A 24,130-nucleotide genomic window follows, 5' to 3' on the forward strand; every position below is an offset into this window, starting at 1 on the left:
TTGCTGACTACCGCTGCAGCTTCAAGCCGACGAAAATGCTGTTGGCCGTGTAGTCGCGTCCAACAAGGTTGCTGGTCAGTTTTTCAGTCCTGGCGCGGGTGGTGAGCCCGGCATAGCGGTTCAGCCACCATGTCAGCCCAGCCTCGGCGCTCAGCGTCAAATCATGGCTGTCGGAACCGGTATAGTCGCGCCATTCAACGCCGAGAGCGGCATTTCCGGTCAGGTTGGCGCGGATTTGCCGCTCACCGGTGAGGCTGCCGGAATAGAGCATATCGCCGCTTTCGCCCGCGTTCGTCGTGTTCTCGGCGGTCGTCTGTGCGGTGAGGCCGATCGTGGTGCCGCGTTCCGGCGACCATTTGAGATCGGCATTGACCGTCGCGCCCGAAATCGCCGGCAGGGCGTCGTCGTCGATAGCTTCGCGCAGCCAGCCGGCCGAGAACTCGCCGGCAAGCTTCTCACCGAGGTCGAGCTCGACGCCGGCCCGTGCGCCAAGCCGCGTCGAGGAGCGCTGGAAGCCGTTTGGATCGACGCGCAAATCATAAACGCGCCGGCCGATCTCGATTTCGGTGAACGGAGTGATGGCAGGCGAGATTTCATAGCCGGTGCGCAAGGTGGCCGTATAGAGCGTCGAGTCGCGGCCCTTCTGGGACAGCGATCCACCCGACGAAAGCTTGGCGTCGCCAAAGATGTCATGCTCGACCGCGCCGGTCAGCGCGAAGCGCATCTTGCCGGCGTCCTTCTCGACGGCGAGGCTGCCGTTCACGGTCTGACGCACGGGCTGCCCAACGGCGCCGACGATGGCGCCCGGCGACGAGGCCGATTCGGGCACGGCCTCATAGCCCAGCTTGGCGATAGCGCGCAGCTCATTGTCGAGATCGATGTTGAGTGTGCCGTCGACGCGGCCTTGCGCCTCGTGAACGTCATAGCCGGACAAGGTTTCGCGGAAGATGCCATAGCCCTCAATCGTCGCCGAATTCTCCCGCCAGTCGGAGACGGCGTTGAAGCGCAGCGTCGTTTCCGACAGCAATGCCGGCTTGCCGAGGCTGCTCGAATCGGCATTCGACGAAGACGTCAGGCCCTGCTCGAGCGTCGGCCGGATCACGAAGGAGCCGAGCTGGATGCCGGTGGCGGCGAATGGGTCGTCCTCGCTCTTCTTGTCCTGACCTTCGATGGCTTCGGTGCGCTCGGCGCCGGGGTCAAGCTTGAGCCTCTCGGCGGAATCGACAGTAACGGCCCGGCGGTTGGCCGTATCCTGCTCGTCCGCGGCGTCGGTGTCTGTGTCCCCGGCCGCCGCGGCCGCTGCAGTCGCGGTTCTCTTGCTCTTCTTGTTGTCCGCGGCCTCGTCTTCGGCCTTGGCCTTGTCCGCATCGGCGGCGCGTTGCGTTGCGCTCGGCCGCCGTCGTGGCGGGGGAGCAGGGTTGTCGGCAAACGGATCGTCGGTGGCTGCCGGCGGATCGAAAATGCCGCCGGTTGCGGCGGCTTCGCCCGTGCCGTCGTCAGGCAACGCGCCGGGGCTGGCCGGACGATAGGTAGGTAGCGGCGTATTGTCATTGGCGGTTGCGGCAGCCTGGGTTCCAGCCATGCTCAACTGCCCGGTCTTGCGCTGCTGGTCGTCCAGGATTGTCGATTCCGAAACCTCGCCGCGCAGCTCGGTTTCTTGGGCGCAAAGCAGTGCCGGACGCGACAACGCAAAGACACTGGTTGCCAGCAGCAAGGCGCAGACCGCCTTGCCTTTTCGTCCCATTTTGTTTTCAGGCTGAAACCCGGACATCGCCACCACTGCTTGCGCGGCACACGCGCGCCATACTTACGAAACCGTAAATGGGGATGGTTAACGGAGCGTTGAGGGATAGCCCGTCAGGGCGTTCAGGGCGGCAATTCCGTTGGACAGGCGCGCGCCGAAGCGCTAATCGCATCGTCCATGGACGTGAAATCCCCAGACAGGAAACGGCTCGACCGGCAGGCCGCGATTGCCTCGGCGCTGAGAACGGTGGCGACAGAGCAGGCCGGCGTCGCGGCACTGGCAGGCGCGCTCGAAAACGGGCTGGCTGAGCCGTTCGCACGGGCCGTCGACATGGTGTCCCAGATCGATGGCCGCGTCATCGTCACCGGGGTCGGCAAAAGCGGCCATATCGGCTCGAAGATCGCCGCGACGCTCGCCTCGACCGGCACGCCGGCCTTCTTCGTCCACCCTGCCGAAGCCAATCACGGCGACCTCGGCATGATCGCCAGGAACGACGCCATCATTGCCCTGTCGTGGTCGGGGGAAAGCCTCGAGCTCAAGGGCATCATCGCCTATTCGAGGCGCTTCTCGATCCCGCTGATTGCGGTCACCGCCGGTGAAAAATCGGCTCTGGCGCGCGCGGCGGACGTGGTGCTTCTGCTGCCGCGAGCACCGGAAGCCTGTCCGCACGGGCTTGCGCCGACGACCTCGACGCTGCTGCAAATGGTGATGGGCGATGCGCTGGCCGTCGCGCTGCTCGAGGCGCGGGGCTTCACCCCGGACCATTTCCGCACTTTCCATCCGGGCGGCCAGCTCGGAGCCAACCTGACGCAAATCCGCGAGATCATGCATGTCGGCGACAGGCTGCCGCTGGTGGCGTCCGGCACCGGCATGCGCGAGGCGATCCTCGAATTGTCGCGCAAGGGATTTGGCTGCGTGGCGGTCACTGCCGCGGACGGCAAGCTGATCGGCATCATCACCGACGGTGACATCAGGCGCCATATCGGCAGCGATCTCCTGGCCATGAGCGTCGATCAGGTGATGACCAGAGAACCAAAAATGGCCGCGCCCGACACGCTGGTTGCCACGGCGCTGCAGACGATCAACGATTCGGCCATCACCAGCCTGATGGTGGTCGAGGGCAGACGGCCGATCGGGCTCGTCCATCTCCACGACCTGCTGCGCATCGGTGCCGCCTAGCGGGTTTTAGACCGCCTCGACCGTCAGTTCCAGGTCCGTATCGGCAGCACCGGTTACGCGCACCTGCGTGCCGGCCGGCAGGTCAGGGCCGGAGACGCGCCACAACGTGTCGCCCAGCTTGATGCGGCCGCGTCCGTCCTTGATCGGCTCGGCAAGTGTCGCCATCCGGCCGACCATCTGCGCGCCGCGGCGGTTGAGCAGCGGCTGGTCGGTTGGATCATGGCGCCCGCCCACCAGCCGCTTGCCGACATAGGCAGAGACCAACGACAGTGCGAGGAAAGCGAGGACCTGGACCTGCCAGACCCAGAAATCGGCGTTCCAGACGAGCAGCGAGACAACACCGATCAAAAGCGCGGCAATGCCGATCCACAGCATGAAAATGCCCGGCGCGATGACCTCCATCACCAGGAGGACGAAGCCGAGAACCATCCAGTTCCACGGGCCGAGTTCGGAAACGATGCGGTCGAGCATGGCGGCGGCCTCAGGTCTCGCTCGGGCGAACCACCGGCGGGCGCGCCGCCTGACGTGCAGCACCGGCGGTGCCTTCGCTCCTGAAAACTTCCTTGGCGATTTCCCCTATGCCGCCGAGCGTGCCGATCAGCGAGGAGGCTTCGAACGGCATCAGCACGACCTTCGAATTCCCGGCCGAGCCGATCTTGGCCAGCGCCTCGGTGTATTTCTGTGCAACGAAGTAGTTGAGCGCCTGCACGTCGCCCTTGGCGATCGCCTCCGACACCACTTGCGTGGCGCGCGCTTCGGCCTCGGCCGAGCGCTCGCGCGCCTCGGCGTCGCGGAAAGCGGCTTCCTTGCGGCCCTCGGCCTCCAGGATCTGCGATTGCTTGAGGCCTTCGGCGGCGAGGATCTGGGCGCGCTTGTTGCGTTCCGCCGTCATCTGGCGGCCCATCGATTCGATGAGATTGGCGGGCGGATTAATGTCCTTGATCTCGACGCGGGTGATCTTGATGCCCCAGGGATGGGCCGCCTCGTCGACGACGCGCAGCAGGCGCTCGTTAATGGCGTCGCGGTTCGACAATAGCTCGTCGAGGTCCATCGAACCCATCACGGTGCGGATGTTGGTCATCGTCAGGTTGAGGATGGCATTCTGCAGGCCGGCGACCTGATAGGCTGCCTGCGCCGCATTGAGAATCTGGAAGAAGGCAATGCCGTCGACACCCACTATGGCGTTGTCGCGGGTGATGATTTCCTGGCTCGGGACATCGAGGACCTGCTCCATCATGTTCATCTTGGCGCCGATACGGTCGACGAAGGGCACGATGAGGTTGAGGCCCGGGCTCAATGTCTTGGTGTAACGACCAAAGCGTTCGACGGTATAATTGTAGCCTTGCGGAATTGTCCGGATGCCTTTGAACAGCACCAGCATGACAAGGGCGACAAGAACAAGCAGCGCGATATCGAAACCACCGAAACCCATTTGGCTCTCCCTCAAAGGCCGGCCGCATAGGACATTCCCACGCGGCCGACTTCAACAAACACTTAAGTGTGTTTCAGCAATGTTACAATCAGGTGATCATGCATTGGCGGTGCATAGACGGCTGCGGCGATCCGTTCAGGCCCAGCCGGACAGTTCGCGCCGCACCATTGCCTCGATCACCGCCATGCCCTCGGGACGGTCGTTGAGGCAGGGGATGTGCGCGAACTTCTCGCCGCCGGCATGATGGAAGATCTCTGCCGCCTCCCTGCCGATCTCGTCCAGCGTCTCGATGCAGTCGACGGAAAAGCCCGGATTGACGATGGCTAGCGATTTCACGCCTTCGCGTCCCAGTCGTTCGACCGTCTTGTCGGTGTAGGGCTGCAGCCATTCCTGCGCGCCGAAGCGCGACTGGAAGGTGGTGATCAGCTTCTTCTCGTCCCAGCCGAGCTTTTCGCGCAACAGCCGCGTCGTCTCGAGGCAATGGGCTTGGTAGGGATCTCCTTTGTCGGAATAGGGTCTCGGAATGCCGTGATAGGAGGCGATGACAATTTCCGGTTCGAAGTCGAGGCTCGCCAGATGCTGTTCGATCGAACGGGCGAGAGCTTCGATATAGGCCGGCTCGTCGTAATAGGGCGGTACGCTGCGGATGGCCGGGGCGCGGCGCATCTTCATCAGCACGCGAAACAGCTGGTCGTTGGCGGTTGCAGTCGTCGTCGCCGAATATTGCGGATAGAGCGGGAAAGAAAGAATGCGGTCGCAGCCCTGTTCGACCAGTCTCTTGGCCACGCTTTCGGTCGACGGGTTGCCGTAGCGCATCGCCCAGTCGACGACGACGTTGGGTAGATCGCCGAGCGCAAGCCCGAGCTTCTCGGCCTGGGCGCGGGTATAGGTGCGCAGCGGCGACTCGTTGCGCTCCCGATTCCAGATCCTGGCATAGTTGGCGCCAGACTTCTTCGGCCGGGTGGTGAGGACCAGGCCATAGAGGATCGGATACCAGACCGCCTTGTTGAGCTCGATGACGCGCGGGTCCGACAGGAATTCCCGGAGATAGCGCCACATCGGCTTGAAGTCGGTGCCGTCGGGGGTGCCGAGATTGATCAGCATGACACCGACCTTACCTGTCTTGACCGGAGAGTGTCCTGCCGACAGCGAGGCGGCGGTCTTCTCAGCATTGATCTCGACGGGGCCGGCAAGCGTCATGGGGTTCTCCAACACCGCAAAACCAGCGGTGCCGCGGCGAAAGTAGCGATGCCGCGCCGGTTTTCAAATGCAGCGTCTAGCCGCACCTTATCCCGGAAATGCAGCACCCGCCCGGTTTGCCGGGCGGGTGCATTGAATTCCTGCGGCATGAACTACTTCGAGGCCGCGGGGATGGTCAAGGTTGCACCGACCGGAAGCCGGCGTGGCTCGTATCCCTTGTTGGCGTCGGAGATCACCTTCCATTTGGTGCCGTCGCCATAGGCCTTCACCGCAAGATCCCAGTAGGTATCGCCGGCGACGATCACATGGCTGCTTTCGGCCGGTGCTGCCTCAGCCGGCTTGGCGGGTTCGGCTGGTTTTGCCGGCTCACTCGGGACCGGCTTGGCCGGTTCCCCAGCCGGAGCGGGGGTAGCCGGAGCAGGGATTGCCGGGGCCGGTGTGGCCGGAGCAGCAGGTGCCGCTGGCTGGACCGGCTCGGCGGGTGCGGGTGTTGCCGGCGCGGTTTCAGCCGGGACGGCCGGCGGCGTTTTGGAAATGTCGCCCGAACCGGCCGGCAGTTCGGGCATTGCCGGCTCAGCAGGTTTTGCCGGCGCTGCCTCGACAGGTTGGGCCGGTTTGGCGGGTTCTGCGGCCGGGGCTGCCGCTGCTGCGACTTCGGTGATGCGGCCGTCGAGCTTCGGTGTATAGGGCCGGTGCGCGCCGAGATAATCGGCGACGACCTGTTCCAGCCCCGGGCCGTAATCATAGGCGTTCTTGGCCTTCTCGGCGAACACCTTGTAGCCGTCGCCGCCTTGGCGGACATAGTTGTTGGTGGCGACCAGGTAATCCTTGTCCGGCTTGATCGGCGTCCAGGCGCCGCCTTCCATGACTTCGACCGATTTGACGCGTCCATTAGGTGGCGCCGATTTGTCGAACGCATATTTCAAGCCGGCAACCTGTGGGAAGCGTCCGGCGCCGTCCTCGACCTGGCTGAGGCCGCTTTCGAGGCCGGCAACCAGATCCTTGCCGGAGATCTGGAAGGTCGCCAGCGTGTTCTGAAACGGCAGCACGGTGAGAACCTCGCCCATGGTGACGGTGCCCTGGTCGATCGAGGCGCGCAAGCCGCCGCCATTCGAGATGACGATCTCGACACCCTGGCCCTTGACCCGGTCGAGGACGGCGTCGGAGACCAGATTGCCCATCTCGCATTCGCGGGCGCGGCAATTCTCGCGGCTGCCGTCGATCGCCTTGGTGGTCTCGGCGACTTCCTTGTTCTTCAAGGCCTCGATCGGCGCGCCGAGTTCCTTGATGCGGGCAAGCACGGCGGGGTCGGGCGTGATCGATTTGTCGAGATGGATGGGATCGCCGCTGGCCTCCTTGACGACGCCATTGTCGTCGAACACGACCTTAAACTCGCCGAGATATTTCGAATAGGACGCCGCCTGCACGACCGGAACTTTGTAGCCGTCCGGATTGTCGACCATCGTCGGATAAGGGCCTTCCGCCTTGGGGTCAGTGTTGGACAGCAGCGAATGGCTGTGGCCGCCGACCACCACGTCGACGCCCGGGATCTTGGCGATCACGTCGCGCTCGCGCTTGTAGCCGATATGGGTGACCGCGATAATCTTGTTGACGCCCTGCGCCTTCAGTTTCTCGACCTCGGCGGTGATCGACTTGACGTCGTCCTCAATGGCGATGTTCGGGCCCGGGGAGGCAAGCTCCGGCGTGTCGTTGGTGACTGCGCCGACGATGCCGATCTTCTGGCCGCCGACCTCGACCACGATCGACGGCTTGACGCGGTCGCCCAGCTTGGATTGTGCATTGGCCTTCACATTGGCGCCGAGCACCGGAAACTGAATCATGTCGAGGAACGGCGCCAGCGCCGACTCGCCATCGTCGAACTCATGGTTGCCGAGCGCCTCGGCATCGAATTTCATCTGGTTGAGGAATTCGCCTTCCGTCTTGCCCTTGTAGGTCGTGTAGAAGAGCGAGCCCTGGAAATTGTCGCCGGCGCTGAGCAGCAGTACGTTCTGGCCTTCCAGCTTCTTACGCTCCTGGGTGATCGCGGTGATCAGGCGGGCGGCGCCGCCGACGCATTCGCCCTTGGTCTCCTCCTCGGCCGAGCAGGTCGATTCGTATTTGTTGTTGCTTTCGATGCGGCTGTGCCAGTCGTTGATATGCAGGATGTTCAGCGTGTAGTCGGCAAAGGATACCCCTGCCGACAGGCCAAGCGCCGATGCCGACAGCGCGGCGATGGCAGCGATCTTCTTCATTCTCGTCTCCCGGGTGACCTGAGTACAGCGCCGCGCGTCATTTGGGACGCGCAAAGGACGCTGTACCAATTTTTGATTCCTTTCCGAAAATCGACTCCGATTTTCGGGGTCATGCGCACACGCGTTTAACGCTCTTGTTTGACTGGGATGTAACAGCCCTCTCGGGCCATGTTCACATCGCGTTTCAATCGATGCAAGCGGAAATCGGCATCAGCTTTGCCGGCGCAAAAAGACGGCGGCTTGAAGCCGCCGGCCTTTTGCAAAGTCAATTCGGAATCGAATTTCAGGTGCGCCTGGTCAGCACAAAATTCTGCCCGCTCGCGCTGGTGCAATTGAGCTGGCTGGTGGAGACCATCAGGCAGTTGAAGCTGATCGGCGTCTGGCGGATCAGCGAAGTGCCATGGATCTCGACCGAGGTGCCGCCGGTCATGGTGTAGCTGCCATCGGCAAGCTTCTGGCCGGTGTCGGTGGCGACGGTCGCGAAACTGCCGGCTTTGAAGGTGGACAAACCCGTGCCCTGCGCGTCGATCCAGGAGCCTTCGACCCCATTGGCCGTGATCACCGGCGGCTCGCTCGGGCCGGTGGTGGTGCAGGCCGCCAACGCGACCGTAGCGGCCGCGGCAATGCCAGCCGAAAGCAGTCTTTGCGCAATCGTCATCATCAAAATCCTCTCCTCTCACATCGGCCCGAAAATCGATCCGATTTTCGGAAAGCACGATGCGCACATTCGAAGTGCTAGAGCGTACTTTGTGCGTCCAAATGGACGCACGTCGCTCTAGGCCGCCCCTCTTCAATCGCTCGATTTCCGGGCGATTGCAAGCTGGCGGAGCGTCGAGGCAAAGCTGCTATCGAACGAGGATGTTGCGGAATTGCCACGGGTCTTTGGTGTCGAGGTCCTCGGGAAACAGACCAGGCCGATTGTCGAGCGGTGTCCAGTCGGTATAATAGCTCCTGATCGGCCCGAGATAGGGGCCCTGCACGTCGAGGCAGCGCTTGTAATCCATCTCGTCGGCCTCGACGATGCCGGCCTCGGGATTTTCCAGCGCCCAGACCATGCCGGCCAGCACCGCCGACGTGACCTGCATGCCGGTGGCGTTCTGGTAGGGCGCCAGCTTGCGCGCCTCGGCCAACGACAGTTGCGAGCCATACCAGTAGGCGTTCTTGGCGTGGCCGTAGAGCAGCACGCCCAGTTCGTCGATGCCATCGACCAGTTCGTTTTCGTCGAGCACGTGATGCACGGGTTGAGCCTTGCCGGCGACACCGAACATCTCGTGCAGCGACAGCACGGCGTCGTTGCAGGGATGATAGGCGTAATGGCAGGTCGGCCGGTATTGCACCTTGCCCTTCTTGCCGCGCAGCGTGAAAAAATCGGCAATCGAGATCGCTTCGTTGTGTGTCACCAGGAAACCGTATTGCGGGCCGGGCGTCGGACACCATGTGCGCACGCGTGTATTGGCGCCGGGCTGCTCCAGATAGATCGCCGCCTTCGAACCGTTCTTGTGGCTTTTGGCGTTCTTCGGCATCCACGCCTCATGCGTGCCCCAGCCGAGCTCGGCCGGCTGCAGCCCTTCCGAAATGAAGCCTTCGACCGACCAGGTGTTCCAGAACACGTTCATCGGCTTGGGCTTCTTGGTGCGCTGGGTGTCGCGCTCGGCGATATGGATGCCCTTGACGCCGGCCTTCTTCATCAGCCTGGCCCAGCCTTCGCGATCGTGCTGGGCGGGTTCCGAGAAGTCGAGGCCAAGATCTGTGGCGAGGTTGACCAGCGCCTGCTTGACGAACCACGAGACCATGCCCGGATTGGCGCCGCAGCACGAGATCGCCGTGGTGCCGCCCGGGTTCTTCGCGATTTCGGCGCGGACGGTCTCGCGCAGCGCATAATTGGTGCGTGAGGCGTTGTCGGCCTTGTCGTCGAAATAAAAGCCGAGCCAAGGCTCGACCACGGTATCGACATAGAGGACGCCAAGCTTGCGGCAGAGCTTCATCAGCTCGAGCGAGGAGGTGTCGACCGACAGGTTGACGCAAAAGCCCTGGCCGCCGCCATTGGTCAAAAGCGGCGTCAGTAGCTTCTTGTAGTTCTTTTTGGTCACTGCATCCTGCATGAAGGTGATGCCGCGCTCGTCGAGCAATTTGCGGTCGGTATCGCGCGGGTCGATGACCGTCATGCGCGACTTGTCGAATTTGAAATGGCGTTCGATCAGCGGCAGCGTTCCCCGTCCGATCGAGCCGAAGCCGATCATCACGACAGGGCCGGTAATCTCACCGTAAACGGGCCAGTTTTCATTCGCCATTTGTCGATTACTCCCTCAAAAAACGCTTTGGAACAGCGGCTTGGCCGCGGCGCGACAAACCATAGATCATTGTCACAATAAAGCGAAAAGCGGGACGGCCGGCATTGCGCCGCGCCATGCGGCTACGGCTCGACCAGTCTTGCGAATTCCGGCTTGAAGAGGTCACGTACCTCTGAGACCGGCAGTTCCAGCACATCGTCGCCGCAGGCCTGGATGGCATGCGGCAACCCCTGCAGTCCGAACACCAGGACCTGCTTGTCGCCCTCACGCCAGAGGCTGGCCGCCAAATTTTCGCCGATGAGATCGTCCATGCCGCATTCGGCTTCGTGATCAATATCGCTCTGATTGGTCGGTTTCTTGCGCCGTTGCTTGACGAAGGACACGAGGGAAGGACCGGGCTTGCCATCTACCGTATCCGAGAATATGTCCTGAAGGCCAAGCAGAACCCCGCGGCGCACATCCATGATGTAGGCGTCCGAATAATTGGTCGGATGTGCCCCGCCGCAAAAGAGACTGCCGGACTCCTGCCAGCTCATCAGCCGCGGTGTCAGCGAGGTCACTTGGGATTGGCTGTCTTCATAGCCGCCGAGCGTGTCGTCATCCCCGCCGTCGATCGGGCCGACTTCGTTAAAACCGGCATATTGCCTCGCCGCGCAGCTCAGCGCGCCGAGATTTGCGCGCCGGCGTCTGTCTTCCAGCAAAGCATTCGCGGCCGTGACCGGAACATTGCCGGACAGTTGGACGATCCATGGCGTGGCAAATTTGGTGCGCGGGTCGACGACGTAGTGGTAGGTCGCATCCGGCCAACCGGCCGTCTCGCCGGTATCGAGCGGAGTATCCAGCCGCAGGTAGTCATAGGGGGACGTTTCCATGGTGATCGGCGTGTCATCGGCGAAGAACGTCATATCGCTGAAGTCATGGAGGTCGAACGGGCTGCCGGGCTCGCTGTCGGTCGCCTCCCGACTTGCGACCCGCTTCAATCTGAGCGACAGCGCCTGCTTTCCGTTCCAGCTGCCTTCGAGGGTTTTGCCCCTATCGGAAGAGGCCAGGCGCCAGACGGCGGCAATCGGCGCGACCTTTCCGTCGCCGCAATTGTCGGCGCCGCATTCCTCCTCCTCGGCCAGTTCGAACTTGCTGCCCTTTTGCGACCTGGCCTGCAGCGGGATGTCGACGCCCTTCGAGCGGTAGAAATAGCGGCCGGCCAGCGGGCCGTCGGGCGCCGCGGGATCGCCGGTGAACTCGACGACGATATCGCTCTTTCCGAGCTTGCCGGAATAAGTCACCGGCTCGGCCTCGGCTGCCGTCGATAGTCCGAGGATGGCAGCCACGAGAGCGACCTGTCTGCTAAGATACTGAATCATCGTTCCCCCGAGCCATGATTTTCAGTCGTTCCGTCAGCCGGTCACGGTCGGCTGTCAGGCCCTTATAGTCGAGCTGTGCCTCGTCCAACGCCAGAAGCTGTTCGGCCAAGGACGCTGCGAGCGCCGCGCGGTCGCGGTGGCGCCCCAGCACGGCGAGCGGGTCGAGATGGATGCGGATGGTGAAGAGTATGTCGCCCGAGACGGGGAGCTTTCTCAGCGTCTGCCGCTCGACGCGGATAAAGGCATGGGCGTCGATGTCGCCGTCCGGGAATCTCGACGGACGATTGCTGGCGCGGTCGATGCGTTCGAGGTTGGAGAGCGGATGGTAGAGTGCGTCGCCCGCCTGGATCGACCAGTTGTAGCGCTCGACGGCTTGGCCCTGGAGGCCGTCGAACATGCGGTTGATGAGATCGGCCGGGCGTGTGCCTGGACCGAAACCCGGTGCCGGCGCGTGGATCTGCTGCAGCGGCTTGCCGAATTTTTCGATCAGCGACCATGACGACGGGAAGCAGAGCGAGCCGGCGGTCAGACGCCAGCCGCTCTCGTCGCGGCGCATCAGGATCAAATCCTCCTGGACAAGCAGCGAGGCCGCGACAAGCGGCGCATCGCTGAAAGGACCTGCGGTGCCTGCACGCTCGAAATTGTCGGTGCCGCCGATCACCTCGATCCCCTCGTCGGTGCGCCTGTAGGCCCCGGGAAAGTTCGCCGCCAGATGCGCACCGAGCAGATCGAGCACTTCGCGCTGAGCGTCGCGTGTTCCTTGCTCCTCGACAAAAACCTTGTCGGGAATTTCCGCATAAAGCCGGCGTTTCTCGGCCAAGTAGGGCAGCAGATATTCGTCGGCTTCGATCCACGCGGCCGGGTCCAGCGGCTTCAGCCCGATGGTGAAGAGTTTCGACGAGCCGTCATAGGGTGTGTGGGTCGGGGGGCGGAAACTCATGCTTCTTTGTAGGCTTCCAGCGCGGCAGCGGCCATTCTCGCCGTGAATTCGGTGATTTCGTAGTCGGCGGCACCTGCCTTGGCGAAGGGATCGTCCGCCAGTCTGGCATCGAGCACCTCGCGTGAACCGCGCGCGATGATGATGCCGCCGGTCCTTGGCCGCTTCGGCCCGGAGGCGACAAGGATGCCTTCCGCGTAGCAGGCCTTCAGCCATTCGACATGCGCTTGCTGCAGGCGGTCGATCTCGGTCAGCGGCACTTTGTAGTTCAGCGAAACGACGAACATTCAATTCTCCCGCTTTGCATCATGCCAGTCTTGCCGGGATCAATCCGCGCAGCGAGTTGCCGACGAACAACGCCTTGGCCGATTTCAGATCGTTCCATGTGTAGACCGCTTCACGGGCGCGGCCTTGATCCAGCAGTTCGCCGCGCAGGACGCCAGGCAGCAGACCGCAATCGAGCCGCGGCGTCGCCAGCACGCCGTCGCCGAAATCGGCAAAGACATTGGTGATCGTGCCCTCGCAGATTTCGCCGCGCTCATTGGCCAACAGCACCTCGTCGGCCCGGCTGACGAGATATTCGGCGCGGGCGCGCGTATAGGTTTGTCGGCGGCTGGTCTTGTGGCGCAGCAGCATGTCGCTCGAAGCGAGCCGCACCCGCGCCAGCTGCAGGGTCCAGACCTTGTCGGCGGCGAGCGGCTCGTAGGGCTGCACCGAAACCGCTACTTCGCCACTGCGCGACAGGGCCAAGCGGGTGCGCAACACGATCTGCTGGCGGCCGACCGCATTCATCAGTGCTTCGCCGACCCTTTGCGGGTCGCAGGCGAAGCCGAGCTCGCTTGCTGAGCCGTAAAGCCGCGCGAGATGGCGATCGAAACGGAGGAAACCCGAGCCGGGTTCCCAGCGCATGGTTTCGATCAGTTCGAAATCGGCGGTGTTCCCGTCGCGAAACGGGCTTTCAGCAGACACTCCTGGTACTCCTCCTCGGCCGTCGAATCGAAGACGACACCACCGCCGACATTGTAGACGGCCTCGCCATCGGCAAAGAGCGAGATGGTGCGGATCGCCACGGAAAAGCGCATCCGGCCGCCGGGCGCGATCCAGCCTATGGCGCCGCAATAGACGTCGCGCGGCCCACCTTCCAGATCACGCAGGATCTCCATGGCGCGGATTTTCGGTGCGCCGGTAATCGAGCCGCAGGGAAACAGCGCAGCGAAGATCTGGCGGATGGAGAGGCCGGGCAAAAGCGTCGCCCGTACACGGCTCACCATCTGGTGGACGGTCGGGTAGCTCTCGATGCGGAAAAGCTCCGGAACGTCGAGCGTGCCAACCTCGCTGATCAGCGAAATGTCATTACGCAGGAGATCGACGATCATCCGGTTCTCGGCCTGGTTCTTCTCGTCGTTGCGCAAGAACGTTTTCAGGCGATCGTCCTCTGCCTTGGTGGCGCCGCGCGGCGCGGTGCCTTTCATCGGATGCGTCTCGATCATGCCTTCGGCGTCGACCTCGAAAAACAGTTCCGGCGAACGCGACAAGACGATCGGCTCGCCGAGTGCGACCAGCGCGCCATACTTCACCGGCTGGCGTTCGGTCAGCGCATCGAAGGCGGCCAGCGGATCGCCGGACCAGTGCGCGTGGACCGGAAAGGTGAGATTGCCCTGGTAGCAGTCGCCCTTGCGAATATGATCGTGCAGCCTGGCAAAGCGTTTGGCGTAGTCGTCCGAGGACCAGACCGCCTTGGCGTCAAAGATTGGGGCATCGAAGATCGGGCCGTTGGTCGCCGGCAGATCACCTGGCGCGACCGTCTCTTCGACCGGCGCGTCGAACACGCCCAGGCAGAAAAGCGGAGCGCGGCGGCCGGCCGGCAGCAGCGGAACGAGCTTCGGCTCAAGCAGGTAGCCGGCCTCGTAGGAGAAATAGCCGGCCAGCCATTTGCCGCCGTCATGTGCGGCCTGCGCGGCTTCCAGCGCCGGCAAAAAGTCCCGCTCGCTATGCGCCGCGATGATCTCGGCCGGCCGGTCGAAAACGAGCTGACGCGCGCTCTCGTCGTTCCGGAATATTGCAGAAGGCAGGGACATGGGGCAGGGACATTAGGCTCGGATGCTGCGGTCGCCAGCGATCGATCTATATGGGGGCTCGACCGTGCGCAATCGAGGGAACGGCGTCTCAAGACGCAAAGGCGCGGCTGCAAAAACAAAAGCGACGCCCGAGGGGCGCCGCCTTGTTCCAAATGCCGTCCCGGGATGGATCAGGTGTTGCTGGCTTCCCCCGCGGTCGGGAAGCGGCGCACAAATTCCTTTTCGTCGCCGGCGGCAAGCAGTTTCGCCTGCTCGATCCAGCGTTCACGTTCGATGCGGCCGTCGAAATTCAACGTCGCCTCGATCCGCCTGACGTCGTCGGGCGTCCAGGCGGCGATCTGGGCGTAGGTCGTGACCCCAAGCCCTTTGAGCAGCCGCTCGTTGGTCGGGCCGATGCCGATCAGGCGACGCAGATCGTTGGCGTTGCCGGCTGCTGCGGCTGTTACCTTGCCGGTCGCGGCTTTCTTTGCCGCTGGCGCAGCTTTGTTTGCCGCTGGCGCAGTCTTTTTTGCCGCTGGCGCGATCTTGGGTGCGGCGCTCGCTTTCGATGCAGGCGGTTTCGGCGTTGCCGGTTTCGCGGCACTTGCGCGTGGCATGGTCGCGGCCGCCGCGGATTTCTTCGGCGCCGGTTTGGCCGGCGCGGATGTCGACATCAGGGTTGACGGCGCCTGGATCGCTGCTTTGGTCGCGCCGGCCTTGGCGGTGGTCTGCGTCTTGGCGGGTTGCATCTTGGCGCTTGGCGCTTGGGCGGCTGGCGCCTCGCCCAGCCGGCGCTCGAGGTCGGCGCGGGCGCGGCCGCATGCATCCAACTCACCGGTCAGACGGTCGCTATCGGCCCGCAATCTGTCGCGTTCGCTGCGCGTGCGGTCGAGATCGCCGCGCAAACTGTCGAGCTCGCCACGCAGGCGTCCCCAAATGAACCAGCCAACCAACACACCTACCAGGAACGCCAGGAGCATGTAGAAAAAAGTGCTCATTGTCTTTCTCTCTCCAGTCCGATCCGTCCGCCCTGGCCTGGAGCCATGACCTCAGCGAAGGACCATTCGATGGTGGTTCCGCAATTTGCAGAACAGCCGGCTTCGATCGAGCTGTCGGCGACCGGTTTGCCCCTAGCCAACAGCCGTTGTCGCATCCGCCGACACGCCATGACCGGTCGGGATTTTCCGACCTGACCCATTCGTGCCCGGCTGAGCTTGAGGGCGGACGCTATCATACAGCTTACGGGAATCTAACGGAAAACTTCCATGGAAAGTTATTTAAGAACAAATATCCAAGACAAGAATAGAACCATCGCCAATATGCATTGCAGCTAAACTGTTCTGGAAAACCCGGTCACCCGGTGTTGCGCATCAATTGTCCAGTGCTTCCAGCTCGTCGATCAGTCCGCTGATCACGCCAAGCCCGATCTGCCAGAAGGCAGGGTCGGCCGCGTCAAGGCCGAACGGCGCCAGAAGCTCGGAATGATGCTTGGTGCCGCCGGCGCGCAGCATGGCAAAATATTTCTCCTGAAAGCCGCGCTCCGCGTTCTGGTAGACCGCGTAGAGTGAGTTCACCAGACAATCGCCGAATGCATAGGCATAGACATAAAAAGGCGAGTGGATGAAGTGCGGGATATAGGTCCAGAAAACCTCATACCCCTCGCGCAGCTTGATCGCCGGCCCGAGGCTTTCCGCCTGCACTTCCAGCCAGAACTGGCCGAGCCTGTCGGAGGTCAATTCGCCGCTCTTGCGCTCGGCATGCACCTTGCGCTCGAACTCATAGAAGGCGATCTGGCGCACGACCGTGTTGATCATGTCCTCGACCTTCTGCGCGAGCATGGCCTTGCGCTCGCGTTTGTCGGTGGTCTGCTCGAGCAGCGAGCGGAAGGTCAGCATCTCGCCGAAGACCGATGCGGTTTCGGCCAATGTCAGCGGCGTCGACGCCATCAAGGCACCCTGGCCGCCGGCCAGCACCTGATGCACGCCATGGCCGAGCTCGTGCGCCAGCGTCATCACGTCGCGCGGCTTGCCCATATAGTTCAACAGCACATAGGGATGCGCCGAAGGCACGGTCGGATGCGCGAAGGCGCCGGGCGATTTGCCGGGTCTCACCGGTGCATCGATCCAGTTGCGGTCGAAGAAAGTTCTCGCGATCTCCGCCATGTCGGGCGAAAAGCGCTGGTAGGCGGAAAGCACGGTGTTCTTGGCCTCGTCCCAGCCGATGACTGCCTGCGGGGTCTCCGGCAGGGGCGCGTTGCGGTCCCAATGGTTCATCACCTCCATGCCGAGCCAGCGCGCCTTCATCGCGTAATAGCGATGCGACAGGCGCGGATAGGCGTCGCGAACGGCGGCGGCGAGTGCATCCACGACGCTGCGTTCGACGCGATTGGCGAGGTGGCGGGAATCGGCAATGTCCTCGAAGCCGCGCCAGCGGTCGGAGATCTCCTTGTCCTTGGCCAGCGTGTTGGTGACCAGCGTGAAGACGCGCAAATTCTGCCGAAAGGTGGCGGCCAGCGCCTCGGACGCCCGGCGGCGAACCTCGCCATCGGCGTCCTGCAGGCGATTGAGCGCCGGCTCCAGCGTCAGCTCCTCGCCGTCGACGTCGAAGCGCAAGTCGGTCATCGTCTCGTCGAACAGGCGGTTCCAGGCCCCGCGCCCGGTAATCGACTTCTCATGGAAGAGTTGCTCGATGCGGTCTTCGAGCTGATAGGGCTTGTCCTTGCGCAGATCGAGCACCCAAGGCCGGTAGTGGGCGAAGGCCGGATCGGCGGCGAGTGCGTTTTCGATCGCGCTATCGTCGATGAGGTTCAGCTCGAGCGCGAAAAACAGCAGGTGCGCGCTGGCATCGGTCATCTTTTCCTGGATATCGCCATAGAGCTTGGCGCGCTGCGGATCCGACGTGTTGCCGGCATAGATAAGCCCGGCATAGGAGACGATCCGGCCGATCAGCTCCTCCAGCGCTTCATAGGCCTGAAGCGCCTCGCCCAGCCTGCCGGTGCTGCCACGCCCGGCCTCGGCGGCGAGCGTGCCTTTCCAACGGCTCTCGAAGGCGATGGCATCGGCGGCGGCCTTGGCGATGTCGCGCTTCAGTTCGGGCGCTTCCATGCCCGAATAGAGATCGGCCAGATTCCATTCCGGCAGATCGCCAAGCTCCGCCACGCCCTGACCGGACGCCGCCGCCAGCTTTCGAGCAAAAACCATGCGCATTGCCGATCCTTCCAGACACGAAAATTCGAGGAAACGAGAAGCCGGTCAAATCCTAAGGAATTCGTTCACCGGGTTTTTTGAAACCTTATTTAGAACCCTGTGCCAAGATGATCCATAGGGCGCATTCTCGGGCGGGCACGGTCGGATCAGTCATGGCAGCTTCCATACTCATAGTCGATGACGATCCGGTGCAGCGCAGGCTGCTCGAGGCGGCGGTGACGAAATTCGGCCACACGGCGATCGTCGCCGATGGCGGGGAGGCCGGTCTCGATCTCGTCGACGGGCCCAATGCGCGCGACGTCTCGGTGGTCATCCTCGACCTGATGATGCCCGGCCTCGACGGCATCGGCGTGCTGAAGGCGATGCGCGAGCGCGGCATCCACATTCCCGTCATCGTGCAGACCGCGCAGGGCGGCATCGAAACCGTCGTTTCGGCAATGCGCCACGGCGCCTTCGACTTCGTCGTCAAGCCGGCCTCGCCCGACAGGCTGCAGGCGTCGATCGGCAACGCGCTCAAGGTCGAAGCGCTCGAAGGCGAAGTGAAGCGCTCGTCACGGCAGCGCGGCGGCCATCTGACGTTCAAGGACATGATCACCCACAGCCCGGCGATGGACCGGGTGATCCGGCTCGGCCGCAAGGCGGCGGCGTCCAACATCCCGATCCTGATCGAGGGCGAATCCGGAGTCGGCAAGGAGCTGGTGGCGCGCGCCATCCAGGGCAGCGGCGACCGCCGCTCGAGACCCTTCGTCACCGTCAATTGCGGCGCCATTCCCGACAATCTGGTCGAATCGATCCTGTTCGGTCACGAGAAGGGCTCGTTCACCGGCGCCACCGAAAAACACACCGGCAAGTTCGTCGAAGCGCATTCCGGCACGCTGTTTCTCGACGAAATCGGCGACCTGCCGCTTGATGTGCAGGTCAAGCTGTTGCGCGCCGTGCAGGACGGCGAGGTCGATCCGGTCGGCGGGCGCTCGACCGTCAGGGTCGACATCAGGCTGATCTCGGCAACCCATCGCAACCTGCTGCAGCAGGTCAAGGACGGCAAGTTTCGCGAGGATCTGTTCTATCGGCTGAACGTCTACCCGATCGTCGTGCCGCCATTGCGCGACCGTCGCGACGACATCCCCTATCTGGTCGAGCACTTCATGGAGAAGGTGGCGCCCACTGACCCGCGTCGCCGGCTGCGGGGCATCTCGGCTGCGGCGCTCGCCATGCTGCAGGCCTATGACTGGCCGGGCAATATAAGGCAGCTCGAAAACGCCGTCTTCAGGGCTTCGGTGCTCGCCGAAGGCGACATGCTGACCGAAGAAGAATTCCCGCAGATCCGGGCGCAGGTCGAGGGCACGGTCAATCTCGATGCGGACGTCGCGCTGCCAGCTTCCGGGTTGCCAGCTTCCGGATTGCCAGGTTCGGGATTGCCTGCGGGCAGCCAGTCGCGTGACAGCATACCGGCCGCCTGCGGCATCGCCGCGGCCGAACCCGATGCGCTGGCCAGGCCGCGCTTCGGCACGCTGCGGGCGCTCGACGAGCGCGGCAATGTGCGTGCGCTGGCCGACGTCGAACTCGAAATGATCAAGCTCGCCATCGACCACTATAATGGCCAGATGAGTGAGGTCGCCCGCCGCCTCGGCATCGGCCGGTCGACGCTCTACCGCAAGCTCAAGGAATACGGCATCGACCCGGAAACCGGCCGCGTCGAGCGGCTCGCTTCCTGAGGCACAGGGCCAAGCCGATTGTCATCCGGACATCATTCGAAGCAATTGCGCCTTGAAACGAGGTGTTCGCCGTAGCGTTCACGTATTAAGGCGGACGGTAACAGATCGTGTTTCGGGCAAGCGCCGAAACATGATCTAAACCAGCGGTTTACCAAGATATCCGGCGCAATATTTTTGGCGGGATATCGCCACCGTGTTACCGCATTTCGGCTTCAATAAGCGATGATTAACCATTAGGATCGATATTCGGATGCACACACCACGCATCCGTTTGGTCAAATCCGGGGACAAAACGGCAGCCTGCAAGGCCTTTTGATTTGAACAGAATCGAACGACACAAAAACGGGCGGCATTATCACATGAGCGTCTGGCCGAGATGGCTGGCAGCGGTGATTGTTGCCGTCGGGTTCCTTGCAGCGGCGGCAACCGGCGCCAGCGCCGAGACACGTTCGCTGAAGCTCTATCATCTCCACACGCATGAAAAGGCGGAGATCGTCTACAAGCGCAATGGCCGCTACGACCAGGCGGGCTTGCGAAAGATCAACATCATCCTGCGCGACTGGCGTCGTAACGAGCCGACCAAGATGGATCCGCGCCTGCTGGACCTGGTCTGGGAGGCTTATCGGGAGAGCGGCGCAACCGACTACATCCAGGTCGTTTGCGGCTATCGTTCGCCGTCGACGAATTCGATGCTGCGCAGCCGCAGCAGGGGCGTCGCCGAGAAGAGTCAGCACATGCTCGGCAGGGCGATGGATTTCTACATTCCCGGCGTGCCGCTGAAGAAGCTGCGCGACATCGGCCTCAGAATGCAGGGCGGCGGCGTCGGCTACTATCCCAGCTCCGGCTCGCCCTTCGTGCATATGGATGTCGGCAATGTGCGCCACTGGCCCGGCATCAGCCGCCAGGAACTGGCGCGCGTGTTCCCCAACGGCAAGACGCTGCATGTGCCGAGCGACGGCAAGCCGCTGCCTGGCTATCAACAGGCGCTCGCCTCCTACAAGGCCCGCAAGGGCGCCGGCGCGCCGGCCATCGAACTGGCCAGCGCAAGCGGCGGTGGCAAAAAATCCCGCGGTTTCCTGGCGGCCTTCTTCGGCGGCGGCGACGACGAGGCGGACGACAGCGCCGATGTGGCGATGGCCGAGCCAGCGCCAAAGCCTCGCAACGTGAAGCCGGCGCCGGCCGCCAAGAGCAACAACCTGCCTGGCATCGCCATCGTGGCGCCTCAGGATGCCAAGCGCGCCGCGATTCCGGAAGTCGCCGATGCTCCGGCGCCTGCGCCCGAACCGGAGAATGACACGCCGGAGACGATCATCGCGGCATTGCCGGCGCGCAGCATCCCGCTGCCTGATTTTGCTCCGCGCCCGAAGGCCGACATCGGCGCCCAACCGCCTGAAAACATTCCGTTCGGGGTGGCGGACGCGACTGGGTCCACCGAACAGGCGGTGGCAACCGCGCAGGCCCCGGCAAGTGTTCCTTTTGGCTCGGCGGCACCGTCCGCTGTCGCCGATCCGGTGCAGGTCGCGGCCAACAACATTCCCGTGCCGAGTTGGCGGCCCGATCATTCGCTGACGGCCGATCTTACGCCAGCCGCTGCTGCGCCGGCCGATTTTGCGCCGCAGGACAAGCAAGTGTTGCTGGCGCTGGCGAGTGCGACCGAGCGGAGCAACACCGCCACCGACGCATTCTCGGTATTGCCGTCGGCGCGGCCCGACAGTTCCCAGCCCGACGAGGTCAAGGCCGTTCTGGAGCGGGTCAGCGCGACCGACAAATACCAGGTCGCTTCGCTTTCCGAGCAAGCATCGGTGTTCGAGGAACCGGCGAGCGACGATGGCGCATCGCCGCGCGAGGCTATCGTTGCCCGCCCGGCCGGTTCCGATCCGGCTTCCGTCATCGGTGCGGGCGTGAAGACCACACGCAAGGAACCCAGGCCCACCGCCCACGACCTGAAACCTGGCCCCAAGCCGGTGGTGGTCGCTGCCGCGCCGCAGGCTGCCCGTTGGGCGCTGCACAGCGGCGAGTATGTCGCAAGCGTTTCAGATGCCACAACGGCGCCGCGCTACGCCTACGACTTCGTCCGCACGGCGCCGAGTGAGGTCTATACCGTAGGCTTCCAGCCAGGCAACGAGATGGCCGACGCCAATCGGTTCACCGGCAAGCCCGTCAAGTTCATGTCGGTGGCCCGATTCCAGACCAAGTAACGGCTGGGCAAACATCATTAAGGCCGCGCTGGCAACCGCGCGGCGTGTCATCCGTTCCACTGTTGGCACTGGCTTCTATCGCGCTGGGATGCTACCCAACAGGCAGCATTTCTCCCGCTTCGTCTAATGGTAGGACAGCGCCCTTTGAAGGCGTGAATCGTGGTTCGAGCCCATGAGCGGGAACCAGCCGGCGAACCAGATCGGAAGTAGGCCAGATCGGCGGGGGGTTTTTCATGCAGGAGATGCTAGCGCCCGAGCTTGCGCGCCTCGCGTGCCAAGGCTTCGATCTCGTCCCATTTGCCGGCCTTGACCAGATCGTCCGGCGCCACCCAGGAACCGCCGACACAGATGACGTTGGGCAGGCTGAGATAGTCGGCGGCATTCTTGCCGGTGATACCGCCGGTCGGGCAGAATTTCACGTCGGCAAGCGGCGAGGCGAATGCCTTGAGCGAGGCGATGCCGCCCGACTGTTCTGCCGGGAAGAACTTCAGGAAACGCAGGCCGGCTTCGCGAGCGGCCATGACCTCTCCCGGCGTGATGGCGCCGGGCAGCAACGGCACATCGCTGTCCTTGGCTGCCGCGAGAAGCTCGCGGGTGATGCCGGGGCTGACGATGAACTTCGAGCCGGCTGCCGCCGCCTCGCCGAACTGGCGGGCGTCCAAAATGGTGCCGGCGCCGACGACGGCGTCTTCGACCTCGCCCGCCACCCGGCGGATCGCCTCCAGCGCGTCGGCGGTGCGGAGCGTGATCTCAATCGCCGGCAGGCCACCGCGGGCCAGCGCCCGGGCCAGCGGCACCGCGTCGGCGAGATTGGCGATCTTCAGCACTGGGATGACCGGCTGGCCATCGAGGAGCGACAGGAGCTTTTCGGTCGTGCTGGGCATTCGTCGTCTCTCCTCTGTTGATCAATTCGACCGGTTAGCAGAAGGCGGTTTTTCTGTCCACGAAACGCGGCGTGTCGCGATGTCACGCGTGGTGTTCCAAACCGACCGCGGGTAGAACGCTCTCGGCTCTGCCTTGAAACGGCTGTCGTGAGCGTTTAGTGGCTCGGTGATGACACTGTCCAGCCAAGCCTTCCGCGTCGCCGCGCTTTACCGCTTCGCCCGGCTCGACGCCTTCGAGGCACTACGCACGCCGCTCGCCGCCTTCTGCTGTGCACGCGGCATCAAAGGCACGCTGCTTTTGGCGCGTGAGGGCATCAACGGCACGCTCGCCGGCAGTGAAGCGGCAATCGCCGCGCTCATCAATCATCTCGAATCCATCGAAGGTCTCGCCGGCCTCGAGATCAAATACAGCAGCACCGCAGCGATGCCGTTCCACCGCATGAAGGTGCGGCTGAAGCGCGAGATCGTCACCATGGGCGTGGACAATATCGATCCGGCGGCAGGTGCAGGCACCTATGTTGCACCGGCCGACTGGAACGCATTGATCTCAGATACAGGCACCATCGTCATCGACACGCGCAACGCCTACGAGGTGTCGCTCGGCACCTTCAAGGGCGCTGTCGATCCCGCCACCGCCAGCTTCCGCGAATTCCCGGCCTGGGTCGAGCAGCATCGCGACGAGCTCGACGGGCGCAAGGTCGCCATGTTCTGCACCGGTGGCATACGCTGCGAAAAGGCGACGGCCTACGTGAAGTCGCTCGGCTTCGGGGATGTGTTCCACCTCAAGGGCGGCATTCTGAAGTATCTCGAAGACGTGCCCGCCGAACAAAGCCTCTGGCAAGGCGAATGCTTCGTCTTCGACGAGCGCGTTTCGGTATCGCACGGGCTGGTCGAAGGCGACGCGGAACTCTGCCGGGCGTGCCGGCATCCGCTGACAGCAGAAGACCGGCTGTCGCCGAAATACGCCGCCGGCGTTTCATGCCCGCATTGCTTCGATGCCCGCTCGGACGAAGATCGCGCCCGCTACGCCGAGCGCCAGCGCCAGGTCGAGCTGGCGCAAGCGCGCGGCGATCGCCACATCGGAAGTTAGCTTCACGTTAAGCGACCTTCACATTACGCGACAGAGAAGCGGTCGATGACCCACAGCCATGTCCCGTCGCTCTGCCGGCGCGCGATCTCGGTGGTGATCGTGCCATCGGGAAGCCGGGTCGAGGTGAGCGCCAGGTCGCCATTGATGACAGCCGGGCGCTGATCTCCGGACTGAAATTTTCGGCCGGTTGCGGTGATCTTCGCGAACAGCGCCCGTATGGCTTCGCGGCCGAACGTCAGTTGTCCGCTACCGCTGTCGATGACGGCATGCGGCTCAAAAAGCGCTGCCATGCCGTCGATGTCTCCGACCCACTGCCGCGAAATCAGCAGACGCTCCAGTTGTTGGGGATCGCGTGCCGGCTCGCGGTCTGTCTCATCGGTCATGCTAAGCTCCTCCCAAGGGACATGCCGCGACATTCCTCGAAGTCGAGGCTGGTTTCGACACGTCCAATGTCTGCAGCGCCGCGTGTTTTTTGGCGCCGAAGGAGGCTGCAGCAGTTTGATTTCCGCGTGAAATTCCAGCAGACGTCGGTTCGAGGTCATGCGCGGCAGCGGGCAAAAGGATGCACCCCGTCATTGTAATGT

Annotated in this window: 20 protein-coding genes and 1 tRNA gene; 5 read left to right on the plus strand and 16 right to left on the minus strand. The window is 63.4% G+C overall.

Annotation, left to right across the window (positions count from 1 at the left end; translation table 11 throughout):
* Positions 1–7: 7 nt before the first annotated feature.
* Positions 8–1,771, minus strand: a complete 1,764-nt coding sequence (locus tag NKI85_RS11130; RefSeq protein ID WP_352524617.1) for an outer membrane beta-barrel protein — start codon at positions 1,769–1,771, stop codon at positions 8–10.
* A gap of 150 nt (positions 1,772–1,921) precedes the next feature.
* Between NKI85_RS11130 and NKI85_RS11135 the strand changes: the two genes are divergently transcribed.
* On the plus strand, positions 1,922–2,923 hold the full coding sequence (locus NKI85_RS11135) for a KpsF/GutQ family sugar-phosphate isomerase (RefSeq protein WP_352524616.1): 1,002 nt from the start codon (positions 1,922–1,924) through the stop codon (positions 2,921–2,923).
* 6 nt (positions 2,924–2,929) lie between these two features.
* Here NKI85_RS11135 and NKI85_RS11140 read toward each other — a convergent pair whose 3' ends face one another.
* From NKI85_RS11140 to NKI85_RS11200, 13 genes are all read right to left on the minus strand, one after another.
* Positions 2,930–3,394, minus strand: coding sequence for an NfeD family protein (locus NKI85_RS11140; protein WP_352524615.1), 465 nt, complete (start codon positions 3,392–3,394; stop codon positions 2,930–2,932).
* A gap of 10 nt (positions 3,395–3,404) precedes the next feature.
* The gene (locus tag NKI85_RS11145; protein WP_352776741.1) at positions 3,405–4,355 is read right to left on the minus strand and encodes an SPFH domain-containing protein; all 951 of its coding nucleotides are present in this window, start codon (positions 4,353–4,355) and stop codon (positions 3,405–3,407) included.
* Between the two features lie 135 nt (positions 4,356–4,490).
* Positions 4,491–5,555: a ferrochelatase gene (gene hemH / locus NKI85_RS11150; RefSeq protein ID WP_352524611.1), complete on the minus strand. Its 1,065-nt coding sequence runs from the start codon at positions 5,553–5,555 to the stop codon at positions 4,491–4,493.
* Between the two features lie 152 nt (positions 5,556–5,707).
* Complete coding sequence (locus NKI85_RS11155) at positions 5,708–7,807, minus strand: 5'-nucleotidase C-terminal domain-containing protein (RefSeq protein ID WP_352776742.1); 2,100 nt, start codon at positions 7,805–7,807, stop codon at positions 5,708–5,710.
* Between the two features lie 283 nt (positions 7,808–8,090).
* Positions 8,091–8,465 (minus strand): outer membrane lipoprotein Omp10, encoded by a 375-nt coding sequence (omp10, locus tag NKI85_RS11160; protein WP_352524705.1) that lies wholly within the window; start codon positions 8,463–8,465, stop codon positions 8,091–8,093.
* A 187-nt stretch (positions 8,466–8,652) separates the two neighbouring features.
* The gene (locus NKI85_RS11165) at positions 8,653–10,098 is read right to left on the minus strand and encodes a homospermidine synthase (protein ID WP_352524609.1); all 1,446 of its coding nucleotides are present in this window, start codon (positions 10,096–10,098) and stop codon (positions 8,653–8,655) included.
* A 122-nt stretch (positions 10,099–10,220) separates the two neighbouring features.
* A complete protein-coding gene (locus NKI85_RS11170; protein WP_352776743.1) occupies positions 10,221–11,426 on the minus strand; it encodes a hypothetical protein in 1,206 nt (401 codons plus the stop codon).
* Positions 11,427–11,442: 16 nt separating this feature from the next.
* A complete protein-coding gene (locus tag NKI85_RS11175; protein ID WP_352776744.1) occupies positions 11,443–12,399 on the minus strand; it encodes a heme-dependent oxidative N-demethylase family protein in 957 nt (318 codons plus the stop codon).
* Positions 12,396–12,683, minus strand: coding sequence for a YciI family protein (locus tag NKI85_RS11180; protein ID WP_352524605.1), 288 nt, complete (start codon positions 12,681–12,683; stop codon positions 12,396–12,398). The genes NKI85_RS11175 and NKI85_RS11180 overlap by 4 nt, the downstream gene beginning before the upstream one ends.
* Before the next feature lie 19 nt (positions 12,684–12,702).
* Positions 12,703–13,365 (minus strand): aminotransferase class IV family protein, encoded by a 663-nt coding sequence (locus NKI85_RS11185; protein ID WP_352524604.1) that lies wholly within the window; start codon positions 13,363–13,365, stop codon positions 12,703–12,705.
* Entirely contained in the window at positions 13,314–14,474 is a 1,161-nt protein-coding gene (locus NKI85_RS11190; protein WP_352524602.1) for an aminodeoxychorismate synthase component I, read from the minus strand. Before NKI85_RS11190 ends, NKI85_RS11185 begins: the two co-directional genes overlap by 52 nt.
* Positions 14,475–14,644: 170 nt before the next feature.
* Entirely contained in the window at positions 14,645–15,451 is an 807-nt protein-coding gene (locus NKI85_RS11195) for a helix-hairpin-helix domain-containing protein (protein WP_352524600.1), read from the minus strand.
* Positions 15,452–15,823: 372 nt separating this feature from the next.
* A complete protein-coding gene (locus NKI85_RS11200; RefSeq protein WP_352524598.1) occupies positions 15,824–17,659 on the minus strand; it encodes a M3 family oligoendopeptidase in 1,836 nt (611 codons plus the stop codon).
* A 152-nt stretch (positions 17,660–17,811) separates the two neighbouring features.
* Here NKI85_RS11200 and NKI85_RS11205 point away from each other — a divergent pair, with 152 nt between their 5' ends.
* The 3 genes from NKI85_RS11205 (at position 17,812) to NKI85_RS11215 (ending at position 21,758) form a co-directional block, all read left to right on the plus strand.
* Positions 17,812–19,374: a sigma-54-dependent transcriptional regulator gene (locus tag NKI85_RS11205; RefSeq protein ID WP_352524597.1), complete on the plus strand. Its 1,563-nt coding sequence runs from the start codon at positions 17,812–17,814 to the stop codon at positions 19,372–19,374.
* A gap of 359 nt (positions 19,375–19,733) precedes the next feature.
* Positions 19,734–21,572: a peptidoglycan L,D-endopeptidase MepK gene (mepK, locus tag NKI85_RS11210; RefSeq protein ID WP_352776745.1), complete on the plus strand. Its 1,839-nt coding sequence runs from the start codon at positions 19,734–19,736 to the stop codon at positions 21,570–21,572.
* 112 nt (positions 21,573–21,684) lie between these two features.
* A tRNA-Gln gene (locus NKI85_RS11215) sits at positions 21,685–21,758 on the plus strand.
* A 59-nt stretch (positions 21,759–21,817) separates the two neighbouring features.
* On the opposite strand, the gene NKI85_RS11220 is transcribed toward NKI85_RS11215, so the two are convergent.
* Positions 21,818–22,456, minus strand: coding sequence for a 2-dehydro-3-deoxy-phosphogluconate aldolase (locus tag NKI85_RS11220; RefSeq protein ID WP_352524594.1), 639 nt, complete (start codon positions 22,454–22,456; stop codon positions 21,818–21,820).
* 169 nt (positions 22,457–22,625) lie between these two features.
* On the opposite strand from NKI85_RS11220, the gene trhO reads away from it, so the two are divergent.
* Entirely contained in the window at positions 22,626–23,546 is a 921-nt protein-coding gene (trhO, locus tag NKI85_RS11225) for an oxygen-dependent tRNA uridine(34) hydroxylase TrhO (RefSeq protein ID WP_352524592.1), read from the plus strand.
* A 23-nt stretch (positions 23,547–23,569) separates the two neighbouring features.
* Here the strand turns inward: trhO and NKI85_RS11230 are convergent, their stop codons facing one another.
* On the minus strand, positions 23,570–23,929 hold the full coding sequence (locus NKI85_RS11230) for a YybH family protein (protein WP_352524590.1): 360 nt from the start codon (positions 23,927–23,929) through the stop codon (positions 23,570–23,572).
* Positions 23,930–24,130: the final 201 nt, after the last annotated feature.

It is taken from the genome of Mesorhizobium sp. M0571 (genome assembly GCF_040320985.1).
Classification (GTDB): Bacteria; Pseudomonadota; Alphaproteobacteria; order Rhizobiales; family Rhizobiaceae; genus Mesorhizobium.